Raw genomic sequence first — 18420 nt, forward strand, 5'->3', positions numbered from 1 at the left:
GCGTTTGAACCAGTCGGGATGCCGGTCCCTGGCGGGCGTGTCCTCGAAGGTGTCCTGGACGGGCTCGTTGACGATCATGATGTGGGTGACCCTCCGATCTCCCCCGACTCCGGCCGGACGAGCACATGGGCGCCGCCCGGAGCGAGACGCACGTAGTTGGCGTCACCCCACTGGTAGGTCTCGCCGCTCAACTCGTCGCGCACCGGCACCGTCTCGTGGCGGCCGAGGCCGAGGTGCGGCAGGTCCAGACGGACCGTGCCCTCCTGGGTGTGGTGGGGGTCGAGGTTGACGACCACCAGGACCAGGTCCTGGCCCTCGCGCTTGCTGTAGACGATGAGCGCGTCGTTGTCGGCGTGGTGGAAATGGAGGTTCCTGAGCTGGTGCAGGGCGCGATGGCGTCGGCGGATCCCGTTGAGAGCGGTGATGAGCGGCGCGATGGTGCGGCCCTCCCGCTCGGCCGCCGCCCAGTCGCGCGGGCGCAGTTCGTACTTCTCCGAGTGCAGGTACTCCTCACTGCCCGGTCCGGCCGCGGTGTTCTCGCACAGTTCGAAGCCCGCGTAGACGCCCCAGCTCGGCGCGAGCGTGGCGGCCAGCACCGCCCGCGCCTCGAAGGCCGGGCGCCCACCGTCCTGGAGGTATCCGGACAGGATGTCCGGGGTGTTCACGAAGAAGTTCGGGCGCAGGAAGTGCGCGGTCTCCCGGGACAACTCGGTGGCGTACTCGGTGAGTTCGGCCTTGGTGTTCCGCCAGGTGAAATACGTGTACGACTGCTGGAATCCAGCCTGCGCCAGCGCCCGCACCACGGCGGGGCGGGTGAAGGCCTCGGCGAGGAAGATGACGTCCGGGTCGGTGCCGTTGATCCGGGCGATCACCTCCTCCCAGAACACGACCGGCTTGGTGTGGTAGCCGAACCGTCTCCGCGATCAGCCCCGGCATGTCCCGGTCGAAGGCGAGCGGATAGATGTCCTGGTACTTCTTCGGCGGGTTCTCTGCGTACGCGATGGAGCCGTCCGCCCGGTGCTGGAACCACTCCGGGTGCTTGTCCACCCACGGATGATCCGGCGAACACTGCAACGCGAAGTCCAGCGCGACCTCCAGACCCAGCCCGTCCGCGCGCCGCACGAAGGCGTCGAAGTCCTCCATGGTCCCCAAGTCCGCGTGCAGGGCGTCGTGACCGCCCTCCGGAGAGCCGATCGCCCACGGCACACCGACGTCCTGGGGGCCCGAGGAGAGCGAGTTGTCCGGGCCCTTGCGAAAGGTCGTGCCGATCGGGTGGATCGGCGGCAGGTACACCACGTCGAAGCCCATCGCGGCGATGGCCGGCAGCCGCTCGGCAGCCGTGCGGAACGTCCCCGACACCGGCGGCTCCCCCTCCCGGACCACCGCCCCCTCCGAGCGCGGGAAGAACTCGTACCAGGAAGCCGCGAGGCGGCCGTCAGGCGGCCGCAGTTCGTCGCGCAGCGCGTCCACGGCGGCCCGCAGCGTCCGGCGTCCGGTGCCGTCCGGCACTCCGTCGGCGGCACGCTCGTACAGCAGCGCCCCTTCTTCGAGCATCACCTCGGTGTCGAGACCGGCCGGGATCTTGACCTCGGCGGCGCGGCGCCAGCCGGTGACCGGGTCCGCCCACGCCTCGACGGCGTACGTCCAGCGGCCTTCCTCGTCCGGCGTCACCTGCGCGCCCCAGCGGTCGCTGCCGGGGGCCAGTTCGCGCATGGGGGTCCAGGGGCCGGTCCGGCCGTCGGGGCCGAGCAGCACGACATTGGCGCCGACCGGCTCGTGTCCCTCGCCGAAGAGCGTGGCCGTGACCTGGAAGGTTTCGCCGGGGACCGCTTTCACCGGGCGGCGGCCGCAGTCGATCACGGGGCGGACGTCACAGACGGGCACGCCGAGAGGGGCCGGGCCCGCGTGCGCCGATGAGGTCACCGGGGCGGCCTGGCCCGGCTGCGGGGCTCGGGTCATCGCTCTCTCCTCTGCCGGGCTCTGGCGCGCGGGGCGCGGACGGCGGCCGCGTCGCACCGCCGGGCGGACGCCGGACGCCTGCTGCTGACGGCGCGCCGGCCGCAGCCCCAGGTAGTGCTCGGCCGCCTCGGCGGCGAGCCGGGCCGTGTTCTCGCCCATCAGTACGCACAGCGTGTACGCGGTGTTCTCGAAGTGCATCCGCACGGCGGGGTCCGCGGGGTCGGCGAGCAACAAGCGCTCCCACGCCCGGTACTGGTCCAGATGCCGCGCGACCTCAGCCTTCGTAGGCAGCAGCAACACGCTGGTCACCTTCTCGTTCTCCGGACGGTCACGCCCTCGACCCATGACGGTCGAGCTTCCAACCCATGGTGCACGTGTGACCACGCAGCGTCCTGTTGGATCTTCAACGACCGGGTCTGACCTGCTCGTGTTGCACGAATGGAGCAGTGCTCCCACCCTGAGACTGACTCAGAAGCGATCAGTGTTCACGCTTCGTGCTCGGGGCTCGGCCCACAGGGCCGGTGAAACCGGGGCTTCGCTGAGAGGAGCCAAGCGCGATGAAGACTGCAATCCCCTGTTACTACCACCTCGAGGTGGAGATCAGCCCGGAGAGGATCGATCAGGTCAGGCGCATTCTGGCCGCACATCTCCGGCACTGGGGTCTGGGGATTCTCGTCGAGCCCGTGTGCCACTGCGCCGGTGTGCTGCTCCGGGCGGTCGAGGAACACGGAACGGACAAGAACGCCGTGGTCGAGATGTGGTGGAACGGACAGCACCTCATCACCGCCGTGTCGGACAACGAGCGGGACCTCCCGCACCCGCACTACGGACCGCAGGGCTACCTGGCGCAGATCGCCGCGATGAGCGACGGCTGGGGCAACTACCCGGCGACCAACGGCAAGATCATCTGGTTCTCGCACCGCGCCCGGTGTCCCGAACGCGCCCCGCTGGCGCCCCCTTCGCCCGCGCCCGCGCTGCGGGTGGCGCGCCCGCTGCCGCGGGAGGTGCCCGTCGCCGCGCTCGCGACTCCGGCGGAGGAGGAGCCGGTGGTCGTCGGAGCCGCCCCGGGTGCCCACACCCAGCGCGCCGAGGCATCTTGGCCCAGGATGGTGGAGCGATCCACGGCGTCGTCCCCCGAGCCGCGCACGGCGACCACCATGTGAGCGCCCTGCCTCCTCGGCAGCGCCCGCGGCCGCGGCGACCCCGCTGGGGAAACCGCGGCCCGCGGCGTCCTCGGGCTTTCACCTGCGCCGCGGACAGACCGAGACCACGCTCACCCGTACGGAGGCAGCAGCGTGCGCACCTGGACCGGACGCCCTTTCCCCCTGGGCGCCACCTACGACGGCGAAGGAACCAACTTCGCCCTGTTCAGCGAGGTCGCCGACCGCGTCGACCTCGTCCTCGTCCACGAGGACGGCACCCACCGGAACATCACGCTCCCCGAGGTCGACGGCTTCATCTGGCACTGCTACCTGCCCGGCGTCGGTCCGGGCCAGCGCTACGGCTACCGGGTGCACGGCCCCTGGGACCCCGCGGCGGGCCACCGGTGCAATCCGGCGAAGCTCCTCCTCGACCCCTACGCCAAGGCGTTCGAGGGGCAGGTGGACCACGACGCCGCTCTCTACGAACGCGCGGCGGACGGGCCCGAGCCCGCCGACAGCGCCGCCCACACCCTGCTCTCGGTGGTGACGGACCCGTCCTTCCCCTGGGAGGGCGACCGGCCGCTGCGGCGGCCCTACGCCGAGACCGTGATCTACGAGACGCATGTGCGCGGCCTGACCCTCACGCACCCGGGCGTCCCCGACGAGCTGCGGGGCACCTACGCGGGCCTCGCCACGGAGGCGGTCATCGACCACCTCGTCGCGCTGGGGGTGACCGCCGTCGAGCTGATGCCGGTGCACCAGTACGTGCAGGACGGCTTCCTGCGCGACCGCGGTCTGTCCAACTACTGGGGGTACACCTCCATCGGCTTCTTCGCCCCGCACAACGCCTACGCGGCGCGCGGCTCCCGCGGCCAGCAGGTCACCGAGTTCAAGTCGATGGTCAAGAAGCTCCACGCGGCGGGTCTTGAGGTGATCCTGGACGTGGTCTACAACCACACCGCCGAGGGCAACGAGAACGGCCCTACCCTCGCCTTCCGCGGCATCGACAACGCCTCGTACTACCGTCTGGCCCAGGACGATCCGGCGCACTACTTCGACACCACCGGCACCGGCAACAGCCTGCTGATGCGGCACCCCAACGTCCTCCAGCTGGTCATGGACTCGCTGCGGTACTGGGTCACCGAGATGCACGTGGACGGCTTCCGCTTCGACCTGGCCGCCACGCTCGCGCGCCAGTTCCACGACGTGGACCGGCTCTCGGCCTTCTTCGACCTGGTGCAGCAGGACCCGGTGGTGGGCCGCGTCAAGCTCATCGCCGAGCCCTGGGACGTCGGCGAGGGCGGATATCAGGTCGGCAACTTCCCGCCCCTGTGGTCGGAGTGGAACGGTAAGTACCGGGATTGCGTACGGGACTTCTGGCGCGGCGAGGACCACTCGCTCGCCGAGTTCGCCTCCCGCCTGACCGGCTCGTCCGACCTCTACCAGCACGACCGCCGCCGCCCGCGCGCCAGCGTCAACTTCGTGACCGCGCACGACGGCTTCACCCTGCGCGACCTGGTCTCGTACAACGACAAGCACAACGAGGACAACGGCGAGGACAACCGGGACGGCGAGAGCGCGAACCGCTCGTGGAACTGCGGCGTCGAGGGCCCCACCACCGACGAGGGAATCCTGGAGCTGCGCGCACGCCAGCAGCGCAACTTCCTCGCCACCCTCATGCTCTCGCAGGGCATCCCCATGCTCGCCCACGGCGACGAGCTGGGCCGCACCCAGCGGGGCAACAACAACGCCTACTGCCAGGACAACGAGATCTCCTGGATCGACTGGGACCTCGACGACGACCAGCGCGACCTCGTCGACTTCACCCGGCGGGCCATCGCGCTGCGTGCCGCGCACCCGGTGCTGCGGCGGCGCCGCTTCTTCCGCGGGGAGACCGCCACGCACGAGGGCCAGCCGTTGGCGGACCTCGTGTGGCTGCGGCCCGACGCGCGGGAGATGACGGAGGGCGACTGGCAGCGGCCCGACGCCCACGCCGTCGCCGCCTTCCTCAACGGCGACGCGATCGCGGAGCCCGACTCCCGCGGCAGGCCCGTGGTGGACGACTCCTTCCTGCTCCTGCTGAACAGCCACCGCGAGCCGGTCGTCTTCCGGCTGCCGGACGCCTCGTACGGGGAACGCTGGACGGCACGCATCGACACCTCCGACCCGCTGGGCCTCTCGGACGAGGCCGAGCACAAGGCGGACGCCGAGGTCGTCCTCCAGGCGCACAGTCTGCTGCTGCTCTCGCGGTCCTCCCTGGCCGGGAGCCGTACGAAGAGGCAGGCGCGACCGGCACGGTGAGCCGCCCGGCCGAGTGGCGCGGCGCCCGTCCTCTTGCCCACACTGGAGGGCGGCAGGGCGCCGAGCCTCCCGCCGAGCCCGAAAGCACAGGTGCCAGACTGATCTTTCAGGGCGCCTCGATTCCAGGACGGGTTGCACATGCACCACGACAACAGGATGCCTCCGGGCCCGGACGCGACGACGGCCCGGGGCGGGAACGGCCGGAGTACCAGGACCGGGTCGGTGCTGAGCGAGTCGGCGGTCGGCGCCCCCTGCTGGGTCAGCCTGACGGCACGCGACCTCTCCACCGCACAAAGGTTCTACGGCGCGGTGATGGGGTGGCAGTTCCGCCCGGCCAGGCTCGGCGAGCAGTTCTCCGTCGCCACGGCCCACGGCGACCCCGTGGCCGGGGTCGGCGCCATCGCCTCGTCCCTCCAGATCGCGGTGGCCTGGACGCCCTACTTCGCGGTGCTGAGCGCCGACGAGACGGTCAGCCGCGTGCGGGAGCGCGGCGGCACGACGGCGGTGGGCCCGATCCCCTTCCCCAACGGGCGCGCGGCCCTGCTCTCCGATCGCGACGGCGCCGTCTTCGGCATCTGGGAGGGCGAGATCCTCACCAGTTGGCGCAGCGAACTCCACTCGGCGCCCGCGTGGCTGCGGCTGCGCACCCGCGACGCCTTCGACGCGGCCATCTTCTACGGCGAGGTCCTCGACTGGGCGTGCGGGCGGCCCGAGTGCTGCGAGGTGCGCTACCAGCAGGAAGAAGTGGTGGTCTACAGCGCGGGCCGCCCCACAGCCCGGCTCAGCTCGGGCGCCGTCGAGGCGGACCCGGACCCGGCGGTCCGCCCGCACTGGCAGGTCCACTTCACCGTCGCCGACGTCGAGGCGTGTGTGCGGGCCACGGCCGAGAACGGCGGGCACGTGGTCGACCACGACTTCTCGGCCCAGCCGCCGCTGGCGACGCTGCGGGACCCCGACGGCGCGCAGTTCAGGGTGGTCGCCGGGGATCCGGGGCAGCCGCGGGCCTGATCGGAATGGGCGGCCGCGGGTCCGCGTCAGGGCCGTCCCGGCTCCCGGCCGTTCCGGTCGCGGCGGCCCAGCGCGCGCTGGGCCGCGAAGAAGACGCCCGCCCCGTAGCGGGCGCGCAGCGCGGCACGCGCGGCGTTGGCGCCCGGGGCGCCGTGCACCCCGCCGCCCGGATGCGCCGAGGCGGACGCGAGATAGAGACCGGGTACCGGGGTCTCCGGTCGGCCGGCCCCGGGGAGCGGCCGGAACACGAGCTGCTGGTGCAGGCTGGTCGTACCGGAGTTGATGGCCCCGCTGCGCAGATTCGCGTTCAGCGCTTCCAGGGTGGGCGGTGCCAGGACGCGCCGGGCGATGATCCGCTCGCGGAAGCCGGGCGCGAGCCGTTCGATCCGCGCCTCCACGCGGTCGGCCATCACCTCGCACTCCCGCTCGTCCCACCTGCCCGTCAGAGAGTCCACCCCCGCGTCCCCCTTGATGTGCTGGGGGGTGTGCGTGTAGGCCCAGGCCGACTCGGTCCCGGCGGGTGAGCGGGTGGCGTCGGCCGCGGTCATCTGCCCGACGAGGGCGAACGGCCGGTCCGGCACGAGCCCCCGCGCGATCTGGGCGGCGAACCGCGTCAAGTCGTCCACGCCGTCGGCCACATGGACCGTCCCGGCCCGCCGGGCGTCCTGTGCCGTCCAGGGGATGGGCCGGGACAGCGCCCAGTCGACCTTGAACGTGGCGAAGTCCCACTGGAAGCGCCGTAGGTCCCCGAGGAGGCGCGGCGGCAGATGGCCGGCGTCGACCAGCTGCCCGTACAGGGCGGGAGCGGCCACGTCGGCCAGTACCGCCCGGCGTGCCACGACCCCCTCCCCCGCCGCGGTGCGCACCCCGACCGCGCGCCCGCCCCGCACCACCACTTCCGTGACGCGCTCGCCGCAGTGCACGCTCCCTCCCCGGCGTTCGAGCCTGCGGACGAGAGCGGCCGTCAGCGCGCCCGCGCCGCCCACCGGCACGGGGAATCCGTGCGTCTGGCCCAGCATGGACATGAGCCAGCCGAAGCCGCCGCTCCCCGCCGCCTCGGGCGCCAGATCCGCGTGCAGGGCGTTGCCCGCGAGCAGCAGCCGCCCGCCCTCGCCCTCGAACTCCTCCTCGCCCAGCCGGCGCACCGGGAGCAGCAGCGAGCGGGCCAGCCGCAGACCGCCGCCCGCCCGGACCCGCGCGGCCAGGCCCAGGGCGGGGCGCACCGGCGGGAACGGCGTGAACAGCGCCCGCATCAGCGGCTCCCGCAGGCGCTCCCACATGTCGTACAGGCGGTCCCAGCCGCGGCCGTCACCCGGGGCGAAGGTGTCCAGCGACGCGCGGGTCAGGGCGCGGTCGCGGTCCAGCACGGCGCAGCGTCCGTCGGCCAGCGGATGGGCCAGGACGTGCCCGGCGTGCGACCATCGGAGGCCTTCGCGTTCCAGGTGCATGGCGCCGAGGACCGGCGAGGCGGCCGCCAGCGGATAGAAGGCGCTGAACATATCGCTGACGTAGTCCGGGTGTACGCCGCGGTCGCTGCGTACGGCGCCTCCGGGCTCGTCCTGGGCCTCCAGGACCACGACGCTCCAGCCCGCGTCGGCCAGTACGTTCGCCGCCACGAGACCGTTGGGCCCCGCGCCGATCACCACCGCGTCCGGCATGTCCGCTCTCCTTCAGCTCGCGTGAGCCGGGGCGCCGTCGCCCTCGACGAGCCGCGCCAGGCGGCTCAGCATGCTGCGGTGCCGGATCTGGATGAGGGCGTCGACCGCTGCGTTGTGCAGCACCCCGCCGGGGCCCTGGAGCGGATGCTCGTCGACGATCACCAGCGTGTGCGCGCCCCACTGCCGCACCTCGATGGCGATACGGGCGGTGCCGAGCGCCCCGCTGTACGCCTCCAGCTCAAGCCGGTCCGGCTTGTCGAGGTGGCGCACCACGGTGTGTCCCGCGACCTTCCGGGGGCCGAGCTTGACGGTGTACTCGATCCGCGAGCCGACCGCCGGCCACCGTGTGTCGAGCGGTCGGGAATCGTGCGTCCCGACCACCCAGTCGGCGTACCGGTGCCCGTCTTCCAGCACCTCCCACACCTGGGAGGGCGGCCTCTTGACCAACTGGTGGCGTACGGCCACGTCCTGCCTCCTCGTCCCGTGCCGGGCCCTTGCGGCCGGCGCTCTTGCGTATCCGGACACTCCTTGTGCATCAGCCCACAGCACTCTCGTGCGGCGCGCCACATATGCGGCCCCGGGTCCTACGCCTGCGTGCTGTCGGTCTGCGGGTCCCCCGCGAGGGTCGTGAGGTCGCTCAGCAGGTGTTGGGTGTCGGCGGCCAGGCCGCCGAGCGCGGGGGTGACCCGGTAGCGGCTGTCCGTCAGCAGGTCGGTCAGCCGCTGGTGGGCCTCCTGCGCCGTGCGCAGCGCGCTGTGGCGGTCCTGCACCGTCTCCGGGCGGTCCCGCCGCTCGGACCCGGGGGCGTCGCTCACGTCGAGGGCGCATACGTCCCCTGCCGCCCGCAGCAGCTCGGCGAGGATGTCCGGCGCGCCTTCCGGCAGGTCGGCGACGTTGGGGCGGTCCTCGCCGGTCTCGGCGAGGGTGCGTACGGTCGTCCTGATGTGTTCCGTGATCCTGTCCCAGGCGAAGTCCCAGTCGGAGGCCGGGGCGCGGGAGACGGACCGGCGCAGTTTGCGGGCGGGGTTGAAGCGGTAGCTCTCGTACGACCAGCGCCGCGCGGTGCGCAGATCCGTCACGAGGTCGGTCAGCCGCTGTGCCCGGTCGTACCAGCCTTGGGCCTTCTTCGTGTCGAACGGCTCCTCCTGGATCCCGTCCGCGACGGCGTGCAGCAGGTCACCGCTCTCCTGGGGCAGCCGGCTCCGCAGGTGCAGGACGTCACGCTCGTGCACCGGCGGCAGGATCAGGGCGTTCACCGCGATGCCGATCACGGCGCCGACCGCGGTCTCGAAGAGGCGGTGCAGGATGTCGTAGCCCGAGTACGTGCCGTACGCGAGGACGAACAGTGCCGCCGTCGGGGCGTACATCCCCTGGGTGCCGAAGCGGGCGTAGGTGCTCAGGAGCACGGTGACGGGCAGGACGAGCGCCATCGCGGCGAGCGTGTTGTTACTCGTGAGGACGGCTGCGCCCGCGGCCAGCAGCGTGCCGACCATGACGACCGCGATCTGCTGCATCGCCGAGCGCAGCGAGCGGTAGACGGTGCTCTGCACGAGGAACAGTGCCGTCCAGGGGGCGAGGAGGGCCATCGGCGCGCTCCACCACCACCCGGCCACCGCCCAGGCGAGCACTCCGGCACCCGCTGCCTTGAGCGACTGGACGGTCGTGTCGCGTTCCGGCCCCGAGGTCGTGACCGCCCTGCGCGCGGATTGCCACAGGGCCGAGACCTCCCGGGTCAGCGCGTTCCGCCGAATACTGGTCACCTCTTTCCTTCCATGGGGTCGTGTCCGGGTGGGCCGCCTCAGGGCAGCGGGGTGCCACCGGTGGCGTTCATGATCTCGGCGGTGATGAAGCTCGCGTGCTCGGACGCGAGGAAGACGTAGGCGGGTGCCATCTCGGCGGGCTGCGCGGGCCGTCCGATCGGCGCCTGCTTGCCGAACTCCTTGGTGTCCGGCAGCGTCGCGGGGATCAGCGGCGTCCACACCGGGCCCGGGGCCACCGCGTTGACGCGGATGCCGTCGTCGATCAGCATCTGCGCGAGTCCCTGGGTGAAGGTGACGATCGCGCCCTTGGTCATGGCGTAGTCGAGGAGGTGCGGGCTCGGCTTGTAGGCCTGCACGGACGTGGTGTTGATGATCGATCCGCCCCGCGAGATATGGGGCACGGCCATCTTGCAGAGCCAGAACATCCCGTACAGGTTCGTCCGTACGACCCGGTCGAACTGCTCGGTGGAGATGTCACCGATGCCCTCGGGCTGGGACATCTGGTAGGCGGCGTTGTTGACCAGGATGTCGATGCGTCCGAACTCCGTCACCGCGCGCTCCACGAGCCTGCGGCACTGCTCCTCCTCGCGGATGTCGCACGGCACGGCGAACGCCTGCCGTCCGGCGTCCTCGACGAGGCGTGCCGTCTCCCGGGCGTCGCCCGCCTCCGCGGGGAGGTGGGTGAAGACGATGTCCGCGCCCTCGCGTGCGAAGGCGAGGGCGACCGCCCGGCCGATGCCGGAGTCGCCGCCGGTCAGCAGCACCTTGCGGTCCTTCAGCAGGCCACTGCCCCGGTACGACTCCTCGCCGTGGTCGGGCGGCGGGTCCATGGCGCCGGTCCAGCCGGGTGGCTCCTGGTCCTGCTGCGGGAACTCGGGCCGGGGATGACGTGTGGTCGGGTCCTGTCGGCCTGCCGCGCCGGGGGTGTCGTTCATCTGTCGCGCCTTCCTGTTCGTCCCTTCCCACCCTCCGCCGCGGGGGCGGCTCCCACCACTTGGGAGGTGGCGGGGCCGCGCGCCGGCCGACTGGTGCGGCCGCCCGCGCGGGGGTCCGTCGGGTGCCCGGCCGGGCGAGGGTGAAACAGGGAGGCGCAGGTCAGTCGCTTCCGGTGAGTTCGCCGCTGAGCTTGTCGTGGAGGTGTGCGCTCGGCTGGTTCAGGCCGATGATCTCGACGGTCTTGCCGCGCTGCGCGTACTTGGTCTCGATCGCGTCCAGGGCCGCGACGGAGGAGGCGTCCCAGATGTGGGCGGCCGTGAGGTCGATGACGACCTTGTCGCGGTCGACGGTGTAGTCGAACTGACTTACGAGGTCGTTGGAGGAGGCGAAGAACAGCTCGCCGGTGACGGAGTAGACCACGCTGTCGCCGTCGGGGCCGGGGGCGGAGGTGACGTGGACGAGGTGGGCGACGCGTCGGGCGAAGATCACCATCGCGGTGAGGGAGCCGGCGATCACGCCGACCGCGAGGTTGTGGGTGGAGACCACGCACACGACCGTGACGACCATGACGGTGATCTCGCCGGCGGGCATCCGCTTCAGCGTGCTCGGGGCGACGGAGTGCCAGTCGAAGGTCGCGAAGCAGACCATGACCATGACGGCGACCAGGGCGGCCATGGGGATCTCGGAGACGACGGGGCCGAAGACGATGCAGAGCACCAGCAGGAACGAACCGGCCAGGAAGGTGGAGAGGCGGGTGCGGGCGCCGGACACCTTTACGTTGATCATCGTCTGGCCGACCACGGCGCAGCCGCCCATGCCGCCGAGGAAGCCGGTCACGATGTTGGCGATGCCCTGGCCGATCGACTCGCGGGTCTTGGAGGAGTGCGTGTCGGTGAGGTCGTCGACCAGCTTCGCGGTCATCAGGGACTCCATCAGACCGACGAGCGCCATGGCCAGCGCGTACGGCGCGATGGTCGTCAGGGTCTCCATGGTGAACGGCACGTCGGGAATGCCCGGCACCGGCAGGGAGGACGGTAGGTCGCCCCGGTCGCCCACGGTGGGCACGGCGATTCCCGCGCCCACCGTGAGAGAGGTGAGGACCACGATGGAGACGAGGGGCGCCGGGACCACCTTGGTGACCTTCGGGAGGAACACCATGAGCGCCAGGCCGCCGATGATCAGCGGGTAGACGGCCCAGGGCACGTCGCGCATCTCGGGAACCTGCGCCATGAAGACCAGGATGGCGAGGGCGTTGACGAAGCCGACCATCACGCTGCGCGGCACGAACCGCATCAGCTTGGCGACGCCGAGCGCGCCGAGGACGATCTGGAAGACGCCGGCCAGGATCACGCAGGCGATCAGATGGCCGAGACCGTGTTCGCGGTTGAGCGGGGCGATGACCAGGGCGACGGCGCCGGTCGCCGCGGAGATCATGGCGCGGCGCCCGCCGACGACCGAGAGGGTCACGGCCATGGTGAAGGAGGCGAACAGGCCGATCGCGGGGTCGACTCCGGCGATGATCGAGAACGAGATCGCCTCGGGGATCAGCGCGAGGGCGACGACGAGGCCCGCCAGGACCTCGGTGCGCCACACCTTCGGATCGGACAGCCAGTCGGGGCGAAGACCCCGCAGCCGGGCGGCCGGGGAGAGCGTGGAGGAGGACAAAAGCGCGGGAACCTGTCGTGCTCGGGCACACCGGGGGTCACTAGGGGGTGTGCGGGGGGCCTGAACGGCAAACACTTGACTCTACCCGCAGGCCCCGCATGCCCCGCGTGTCCCACAGGCTCCACAGGCTCCACAGGCCTCGCGAGGGCTCCACATGATCTCCATGTGAACCCATGCCCAACGGTTGATCGCTGCACTAACTCGCAGGTCAGTGACGGTTATTACTCATTCTTTGGCAAGAATTTCCTCTGCCGCCGAACCTTAATGCGATGGTAAAGTGATGGACATGACAGCCGATCAGGCTGTGTCCGGGGCGACGCGATGTCCGCTGCCACAGCAGCCCGTCCCGCCCCACTGTCACCATCGACCCGACCACACCGCGTCCCGGCGCCAGCCGAAGAGACGCAGGAGGCAGGCCACCACCATGAAGTCCCTGATCGACAACGCCCGTTCGTTCGCCGCGACGCACGTCGCGGATCCCCGGAACGCCGCTTCCTTCGAGGCCCTCGGCACCGGACAGTCCCCCGAAGCACTGTTCATCACGTGCTCCGACTCGCGTGTCGTCCCGTCCCTCATCACGGGAGCACGCCCCGGCGAACTCTTCGAACTCCGTACGGCGGGCAACGTCGTACCCCCATACCCCGCCGCGGGTCACCCGGACCGCGCCGGACAACCCATGAGCGAGGCGGCCACCATCGAGTACGCGGTCCGCGTGCTCGGCGTCCGCGACATCGTCGTCTGCGGCCACTCGCACTGCGGCGCGGTGGGAGCCCTGGTGCGGGGTGAGGACCTGTCGGCCGTCCCGGCCGTACGCGACTGGCTGGAGCACTCCGTCGCTCCCGACGCGGCCCTGCGCACCCTCGCCGCGAGCACGCCGGACGTGGCCGAGGCCGTACAGACGCATGTACTCGCCCAGTTGGAGAGGCTGCGCGCCTATCCCTGCGTCAGCGAGCGGACAGCCAACGGCTCTCTCACCCTGCACGCCTGGTACTACGAGGTGCACACCGGCGTCGTCTCCGCCCACCGTCCGTCGTCCGAGGCCCGCGCGGCGTTCGGTCCGCTGTGAGGACCGTCGTGCCCCTCCGCCCGGCCCGCTCCGACGACAGGACCCCCCACCCTCATGTCCTCCTTCCTCTCTTCTTCGTTCGCTCATTTCCGCCCGCTGCGTGAGCCCGGCGTCCTGCGCCAGGACATCCTCGCCTCACTCGTCGTCTTCCTGGTCGCCCTGCCGTTGTGCGTCGGCGTGGCGGTCGCCTCGGGTGTGCCGGCCGAACTGGGCCTGGTCACCGGCATCGTCGGCGGTCTCGTCGTCGGCTTCCTGCCGGGCAGCGCCCTCCAGGTCAGCGGGCCCGCGGCCGGCCTGACCGTGCTCGTCTTCGAGGCAGTACAGGAGTTCGGGCTCGGCATGCTCGGCGCGATCGTGCTGCTGACCGGCGCGCTCCAGATCACCCTCGGCCTGCTGCGCTGCGGCCGGTGGTTCCGTGCGATCTCCGTCTCCGTCGTCCAGGGCATGTTGGCGGGCATCGGACTCGTACTGATCCTCGGGCAGCTGTACACCATGGCCGGGGCCAAGCAACCCCGCTCCGGGATCGACAAGCTCGCCGGGCTGCCCGGACTGTTCGCCGACATCGCGAGCGACAGCGCGTCGCTGACCGCCGCGGCCGTCGGCCTCGGCACCATCGCGATCCTCGTGCTCTGGCCGCAGCTGCCCGCCGCCGTGCGTGTGGTGCCCGCCCCGCTGGCCGCCGTCGCGCTGGCCACCGCCGTCGTCGCCGGGTTCGGCCTGGACGTGGCGAACGTCTCGGTACGGGGCCTGGTCGACGCCGTGCAGCCGCCGGGGCTCGGTGACCTGGCGGAGCTGGGCAGCGTGGCGGTACTCGGCACCGTTCTCGCGTTCACCCTGATCGCGTCCGCCGAGTCGCTGTTCAGCGCGGCGGCCGTGGACCGTATGCACGACGGGCCCCGCACGCACTACGACAAGGAACTCGTCGCCCAGGGCGTCGGCAACACGGTGTGCGGCGTGCTCGGCGCGCTGCCGATGACCGCGGTCATCGTCCGCAGCTCCGCCAACGTCGCGGCGGGGGCCCGCACCCCGCTCTCGCGCATCCTGCACGGCGCGTGGCTGCTGCTGTTCGCCGTGCTGCTGCCCACCGCGCTCGGCATCATCCCGCTGGCCGCGCTCGCCGGCGTCCTGGTGCACGCGGGCTGCAAGCTGATACCCGTCAAGGAGATCGTCCCGCTCGCCCGCGCCCACCGCGGCGAGGCCCTCGTGCTGGCCGCCACGGCGATCGCCATCCTGATGACCAACATGTTCGAGGGCGTGGTGCTCGGCCTGATCCTCGCCGTGGTCAAGTCCGCCTGGGAGACCTCCCATGTGCACGTGGACGTGCGGGAACTGCCCGGCGGACGGCAGATAGCGACCCTCACCGGCAACGCCACGTTCCTGCGGCTGCCCCGCATCCTGGAGACGCTGGAGGCCCTGCCCAAGGACCGGCCCATCGAGCTGGACCTGACCGTGGTGCGCCATCTGGACCACGCCTGCCGCACGACGCTGGAGAACTGGGCCTTGCGGCACAACGACAGCGGCACGGAAGCGGTCCGGATGCGGATGCTGCCGGTGGCAGCCGCCCCGGCCGCCGGGCCTGCCGCCGGGCCTGTCGCGGCCGAGGAGCCCGAGCGCGTGGCGCAGCCCGAGCGCGCCGAGGCCCAGGCACGGAGCTGACGCTCCTGCCGTCCCCCACCTGTCCGGGCACGGCGTTCTGCCTCGCCGTGCCCGGCTGCTGTTGCTACCCACCACCTATGGAGGTTCACCATGGAACAGCTCATCAAGCGCATGACGCAGGAGTCCGTCTGGCAGAAGTGGGTCGCCGCCAACTCGGCCGGCGGCGCCACGCAGGCCGCGAAGGACGGCTGCATCAGCGCGACGCCGAAGAGCGGGTGCATCAGCGCCACCGGCAAGACCGGCTGCATTTCCTGACCCGTTGCGTCTTTTGACCGGCTGCATCTCCTGACCGGCTGGGCTCCGCGGGGCCGCCGCCACGGTCGTACACGCCGTGGCGGCGGTCCCGCTCCTTGCCGAGCCCGCGTCGAGAAACCCCTGCCCCTCCCCGACCCCGCACCGGAGCCCCCTTGAACCCCGTGCCGAGCGCCGACGTCCTGGACCGGATCCGGGACATCCCCCTGTACCGCGCGTCCGTCGAGCGCGGTGACTTCCCGATCCTCGAGAAGCCGGAGATCGCCCGGGACTTTCCCGACAACTGGATGACCCCCGAGCTGGCCCGCGCCCTGGAGACGGGCGACGCCGAGTTCGTGCTGTCCACCGGCACCAACCACGCCCGGATGCAGCTGATCCGCCCGCCCTACTTCCTGCTGCGCTCCTACTACCGTCTGTGGAGCGAGCACCCCGACCTCGGCCCCCTCTGGCACTCCGGTGCGCGGCGGATCTCCCTGACCACCGTCCTCGCCACCGAGCACGTCGCCCGCGTCAACTCCCGCAATCCGGGTGGCACACCGGGCGAACGCTGGCTCGACGAGCGGACGCTGTACCTCAACCGCCGCCTGGACCCGGCCGACTGGGACCGCGCCGAGGTCGAGCACATGCTCGCGGAGATCCGGGAGGTCGCCGCCGCGCACCCGCAGGGCTCCTATCTCCTGGACTGTTCCGGCTACCACCTGGCTCACCTGGTCCGCAAAGTCACCGCATGGGAGCTGTGGGACGACTTCCCGCGGCCCTCGGGCATCGTGCACGCCTACGAGTACACGCCGCTGAACGTCCGCGCCTCTCTGCGCGCCCACTTCGACTGCCCCGTGATCGACCTCTTCGGCAGTACGGAACTGGGCTATCTGTTCTACAGCGACGCCGAGGGCGCCTACCGGCCCTATCTGCACGGGATGAGCGTGGAGTTGATCCCCGTGGAGCCCGGCAGCGGCATCCACAGCCTCATCGTCACCAGCGTCCGCAACCCGTACATGCCGCTGGTGCGCTACCGCTCCGGTGACTGCGTGCGCACCAGCGACGGCAGCGCCGACCCGGAGCGGATCGTCTCCTTCTGCGGCCGCGAGAAGGAACTCCTCGCGACGCCCGAGGGCCCGGTGGCCCAGGCCGACCTCGACGCCCGCGTCGCCGCCGTCAGCCCCCGCGTCTTCCTGCACCAGCTGCGTCTGACCGGCGAGGGCCGGTGCCGACTGGCGTACACGACGTTCGACGGCGAGCCCCTCGCCGCGGAGGCGGAGACCGAACTGGCCGCGGCCGTAGGCGCGTTGACGGGCCGCGCATGCGGCGTGGAGCACCGCGCGCACGTACCGATCGGCCGGTCCGGCAAGTACGCGTGGCTCACCGCCCCGGAGAGCACCCCGGGCGCCGCGCCTCCCACCGCCGAAGCGCTGCTGGGCGAGGACCTGCACGACGAGGTGGTGCGCTACTTCGCCGAGAAGCCCGGCGCCCACGATGCCGCCCAGGTCAGGCATCAGGTCCGCGAGTGCCTCCGCTACCTCTACCTGGTCTCCCGCCACCCCGACCGGCTCGGCGGCCTCTTCCTCCCCGTCGAGCAGGACGTCGACGAGATCTGGCATTACCTCATTCTCCAGACCCGCGAGTACCGGGAGCTTTGCGAACAGCGGCTCCCCGGCGGCTACTTCATCCACCATCGGAGCGTTTCCTACGACACCTACCAGGCGGCCCCGGGGCGCGAGACGGCCGCCGAGGAGGCGCTGCGGTGGATCCCCCTCTACACCGCCGCGTTCGGGCCGTTCGACGAGGACGCCCTGCCGCACTGGACGGTCGTACGGTTCCTGCACGACGAACTGGGCATGTCCCTGGCGGAGATCGCGGCCCTGGAGGGCGGCTCCCCGGATCAGTGACTGCCCACGAGGCCCCGGCCCAAGCCGCCGGACAGCAGCGGCCGCAGGGCCGCCTGGGCCCGCTCGAAGTAGCCGGGGACCTTCGTCGCGCTCTCGGCGTAGCGGACCGCGTTCGCCAGCTGTGCGGCCTCGGCGGCTGCGGCGGCCTCCGCCGCGCCCGCCGCGGCCGCGGCCCCCGAGCCTTCGGCGGCTCCCGCGGCGAGCGGCAGCGCCGTGGGCCAGGCCAGCACCACCAGGGTGACGAGCAGGGCCGCGCCGAGCCCGATGGCGAGCCACTTCTTCAGCTCCCTGCTGTCGGCGGCGTTGTCGTCCCAGTACTGCTGCATCGCGGGCAGCAGCACGAGCTGGTGCTGGTTCTCCAGTTCGCGCAGCCGCCGGGCGACCCTTCGGAGCACTTCGAGGGGGACGCCCTGCGGCAGGCGCGTGGAGTGGATCTCGTACAGCACCAGGCCGTCCTTGCCGATGCCGTCGGGGCGGAAGGTCGGCTTGTAACAGATCCACTCGTACTTGACGTTGCCGCTCGCGCCCGGGAGCGGGACGAGCGGGTAGTACAGCTCGTTCCAGGCCGGCCGCCATGTCGACCGGCGGATCTCGATCCGCGTCGGGGCCCCGATGCTCACCCGCCCGGCGCGCTGGAGGGCGAGCATTTCTTTGAGGGCCGGATCGATGACGAAGCGCGTGAGGACGTCCGTCTTGTGCTGAAGGTCTTCGATCTCGGCCTTCTTGGCCTCGCCGACCGTGGTCACCTCGACCAGTTCGAGGACCATGGTCGTCCCCTCGGACCGGACGCCGAGCATGTCCGAGCGCAACTGACCGCCGGGCGTCTGTGTCTTGATGTTCTGCTTCAGGGCATCGCGGCCGAATTCGTTGCGGTACTCCGCGATGATCCATTTGGCGAGGATCTCCGTCGCACCGCGAAAGCGGTTGGCGTCCAGGAGGTTGAGCTGGCTGATCACGTCGGAGTCCGGGTAGCGCTGCCTGAAGTACTCGGTGAAGCGCTCGGCCACGTACAGCTCCGCGGTGAGCGCCTCCAGGTCCTGGCGCACACCGCTGCGATTTCCCTCGCCGTCACTCCCGACCGGCCGGGTCGGCAACGCGCAGTAGTGGTCCAGGAAGGGGACGTCGGCCATG

At 71.5% G+C, this 18420-nt stretch carries 13 protein-coding genes and 3 pseudogenes; 8 read left to right on the forward strand and 8 right to left on the reverse strand.

Annotated elements, in window-relative coordinates:
- Positions 1-74: 74 nt before the first annotated feature.
- Positions 75-1959: pseudogene (locus IG54_RS37540) on the reverse strand (maltotransferase domain-containing protein).
- 165 nt (positions 1960-2124) lie between these two features.
- Positions 2125-2304: pseudogene (locus IG54_RS39840) on the reverse strand (DUF5133 domain-containing protein); the annotation flags it as partial.
- Between the two features lie 212 nt (positions 2305-2516).
- Here IG54_RS39840 and IG54_RS0101500 point away from each other — a divergent pair.
- The 3 genes from IG54_RS0101500 to IG54_RS0101510 all read left to right on the forward strand — a co-directional run bounded on the left by IG54_RS0101500 (position 2517) and on the right by IG54_RS0101510 (position 6410).
- Positions 2517-3122: a pep a2 gene (locus tag IG54_RS0101500; RefSeq protein ID WP_078593603.1), complete on the forward strand. Its 606-nt coding sequence runs from the start codon at positions 2517-2519 to the stop codon at positions 3120-3122.
- A gap of 132 nt (positions 3123-3254) precedes the next feature.
- On the forward strand, positions 3255-5402 hold the full coding sequence (gene glgX, locus IG54_RS0101505) for a glycogen debranching protein GlgX (RefSeq protein ID WP_030776175.1): 2148 nt from the start codon (positions 3255-3257) through the stop codon (positions 5400-5402).
- Between the two features lie 138 nt (positions 5403-5540).
- Positions 5541-6410: a VOC family protein gene (locus IG54_RS0101510; protein ID WP_030776177.1), complete on the forward strand. Its 870-nt coding sequence runs from the start codon at positions 5541-5543 to the stop codon at positions 6408-6410.
- 26 nt (positions 6411-6436) lie between these two features.
- Here the strand turns inward: IG54_RS0101510 and IG54_RS0101515 are convergent, their stop codons facing one another.
- The 5 genes from IG54_RS0101515 to IG54_RS0101535 all read right to left on the reverse strand — a co-directional run bounded on the left by IG54_RS0101515 (position 6437) and on the right by IG54_RS0101535 (position 12429).
- Positions 6437-8068: a phytoene desaturase family protein gene (locus IG54_RS0101515; RefSeq protein WP_030776180.1), complete on the reverse strand. Its 1632-nt coding sequence runs from the start codon at positions 8066-8068 to the stop codon at positions 6437-6439.
- 12 nt (positions 8069-8080) lie between these two features.
- Positions 8081-8533, reverse strand: coding sequence for an SRPBCC family protein (locus IG54_RS0101520; RefSeq protein ID WP_030776183.1), 453 nt, complete (start codon positions 8531-8533; stop codon positions 8081-8083).
- Positions 8534-8652: 119 nt separating this feature from the next.
- On the reverse strand, positions 8653-9828 hold the full coding sequence (locus tag IG54_RS0101525) for an FUSC family protein (RefSeq protein ID WP_158708772.1): 1176 nt from the start codon (positions 9826-9828) through the stop codon (positions 8653-8655).
- A gap of 38 nt (positions 9829-9866) precedes the next feature.
- Complete coding sequence (locus IG54_RS0101530) at positions 9867-10763, reverse strand: SDR family oxidoreductase (RefSeq protein ID WP_030776188.1); 897 nt, start codon at positions 10761-10763, stop codon at positions 9867-9869.
- A 160-nt stretch (positions 10764-10923) separates the two neighbouring features.
- Positions 10924-12429, reverse strand: a complete 1506-nt coding sequence (locus tag IG54_RS0101535; protein ID WP_030776191.1) for a SulP family inorganic anion transporter — start codon at positions 12427-12429, stop codon at positions 10924-10926.
- Between the two features lie 424 nt (positions 12430-12853).
- On the opposite strand from IG54_RS0101535, the gene IG54_RS0101540 reads away from it, so the two are divergent.
- The 5 genes and pseudogenes from IG54_RS0101540 to IG54_RS39845 all read left to right on the forward strand — a co-directional run bounded on the left by IG54_RS0101540 (position 12854) and on the right by IG54_RS39845 (position 17289).
- Complete coding sequence (locus tag IG54_RS0101540; protein ID WP_030776195.1) at positions 12854-13495, forward strand: carbonic anhydrase; 642 nt, start codon at positions 12854-12856, stop codon at positions 13493-13495.
- Between the two features lie 54 nt (positions 13496-13549).
- Positions 13550-15151 (forward strand): SulP family inorganic anion transporter, encoded by a 1602-nt coding sequence (locus IG54_RS0101545; RefSeq protein WP_078593605.1) that lies wholly within the window; start codon positions 13550-13552, stop codon positions 15149-15151.
- A gap of 90 nt (positions 15152-15241) precedes the next feature.
- A complete protein-coding gene (locus IG54_RS42430) occupies positions 15242-15406 on the forward strand; it encodes a hypothetical protein (RefSeq protein ID WP_199809483.1) in 165 nt (54 codons plus the stop codon).
- Positions 15407-15558: 152 nt separating this feature from the next.
- A pseudogene (locus IG54_RS0101555) lies at positions 15559-16770 on the forward strand (hypothetical protein); the annotation flags it as partial.
- A gap of 42 nt (positions 16771-16812) precedes the next feature.
- On the forward strand, positions 16813-17289 hold the full coding sequence (locus IG54_RS39845; RefSeq protein WP_078593629.1) for a hypothetical protein: 477 nt from the start codon (positions 16813-16815) through the stop codon (positions 17287-17289).
- Here the strand turns inward: IG54_RS39845 and IG54_RS41770 are convergent.
- Positions 17283-18419 (reverse strand): hypothetical protein, encoded by a 1137-nt coding sequence (locus tag IG54_RS41770; RefSeq protein ID WP_030776205.1) that lies wholly within the window; start codon positions 18417-18419, stop codon positions 17283-17285. The two genes, IG54_RS39845 and IG54_RS41770, sit on opposite strands and share 7 nt — an antisense overlap.
- Position 18420 lies beyond the last annotated feature (1 nt).

This window comes from Streptomyces sp. NRRL S-920, from assembly GCF_000717945.1.
GTDB lineage: Bacteria > Actinomycetota > Actinomycetes > Streptomycetales > Streptomycetaceae > Streptomyces > Streptomyces alboniger.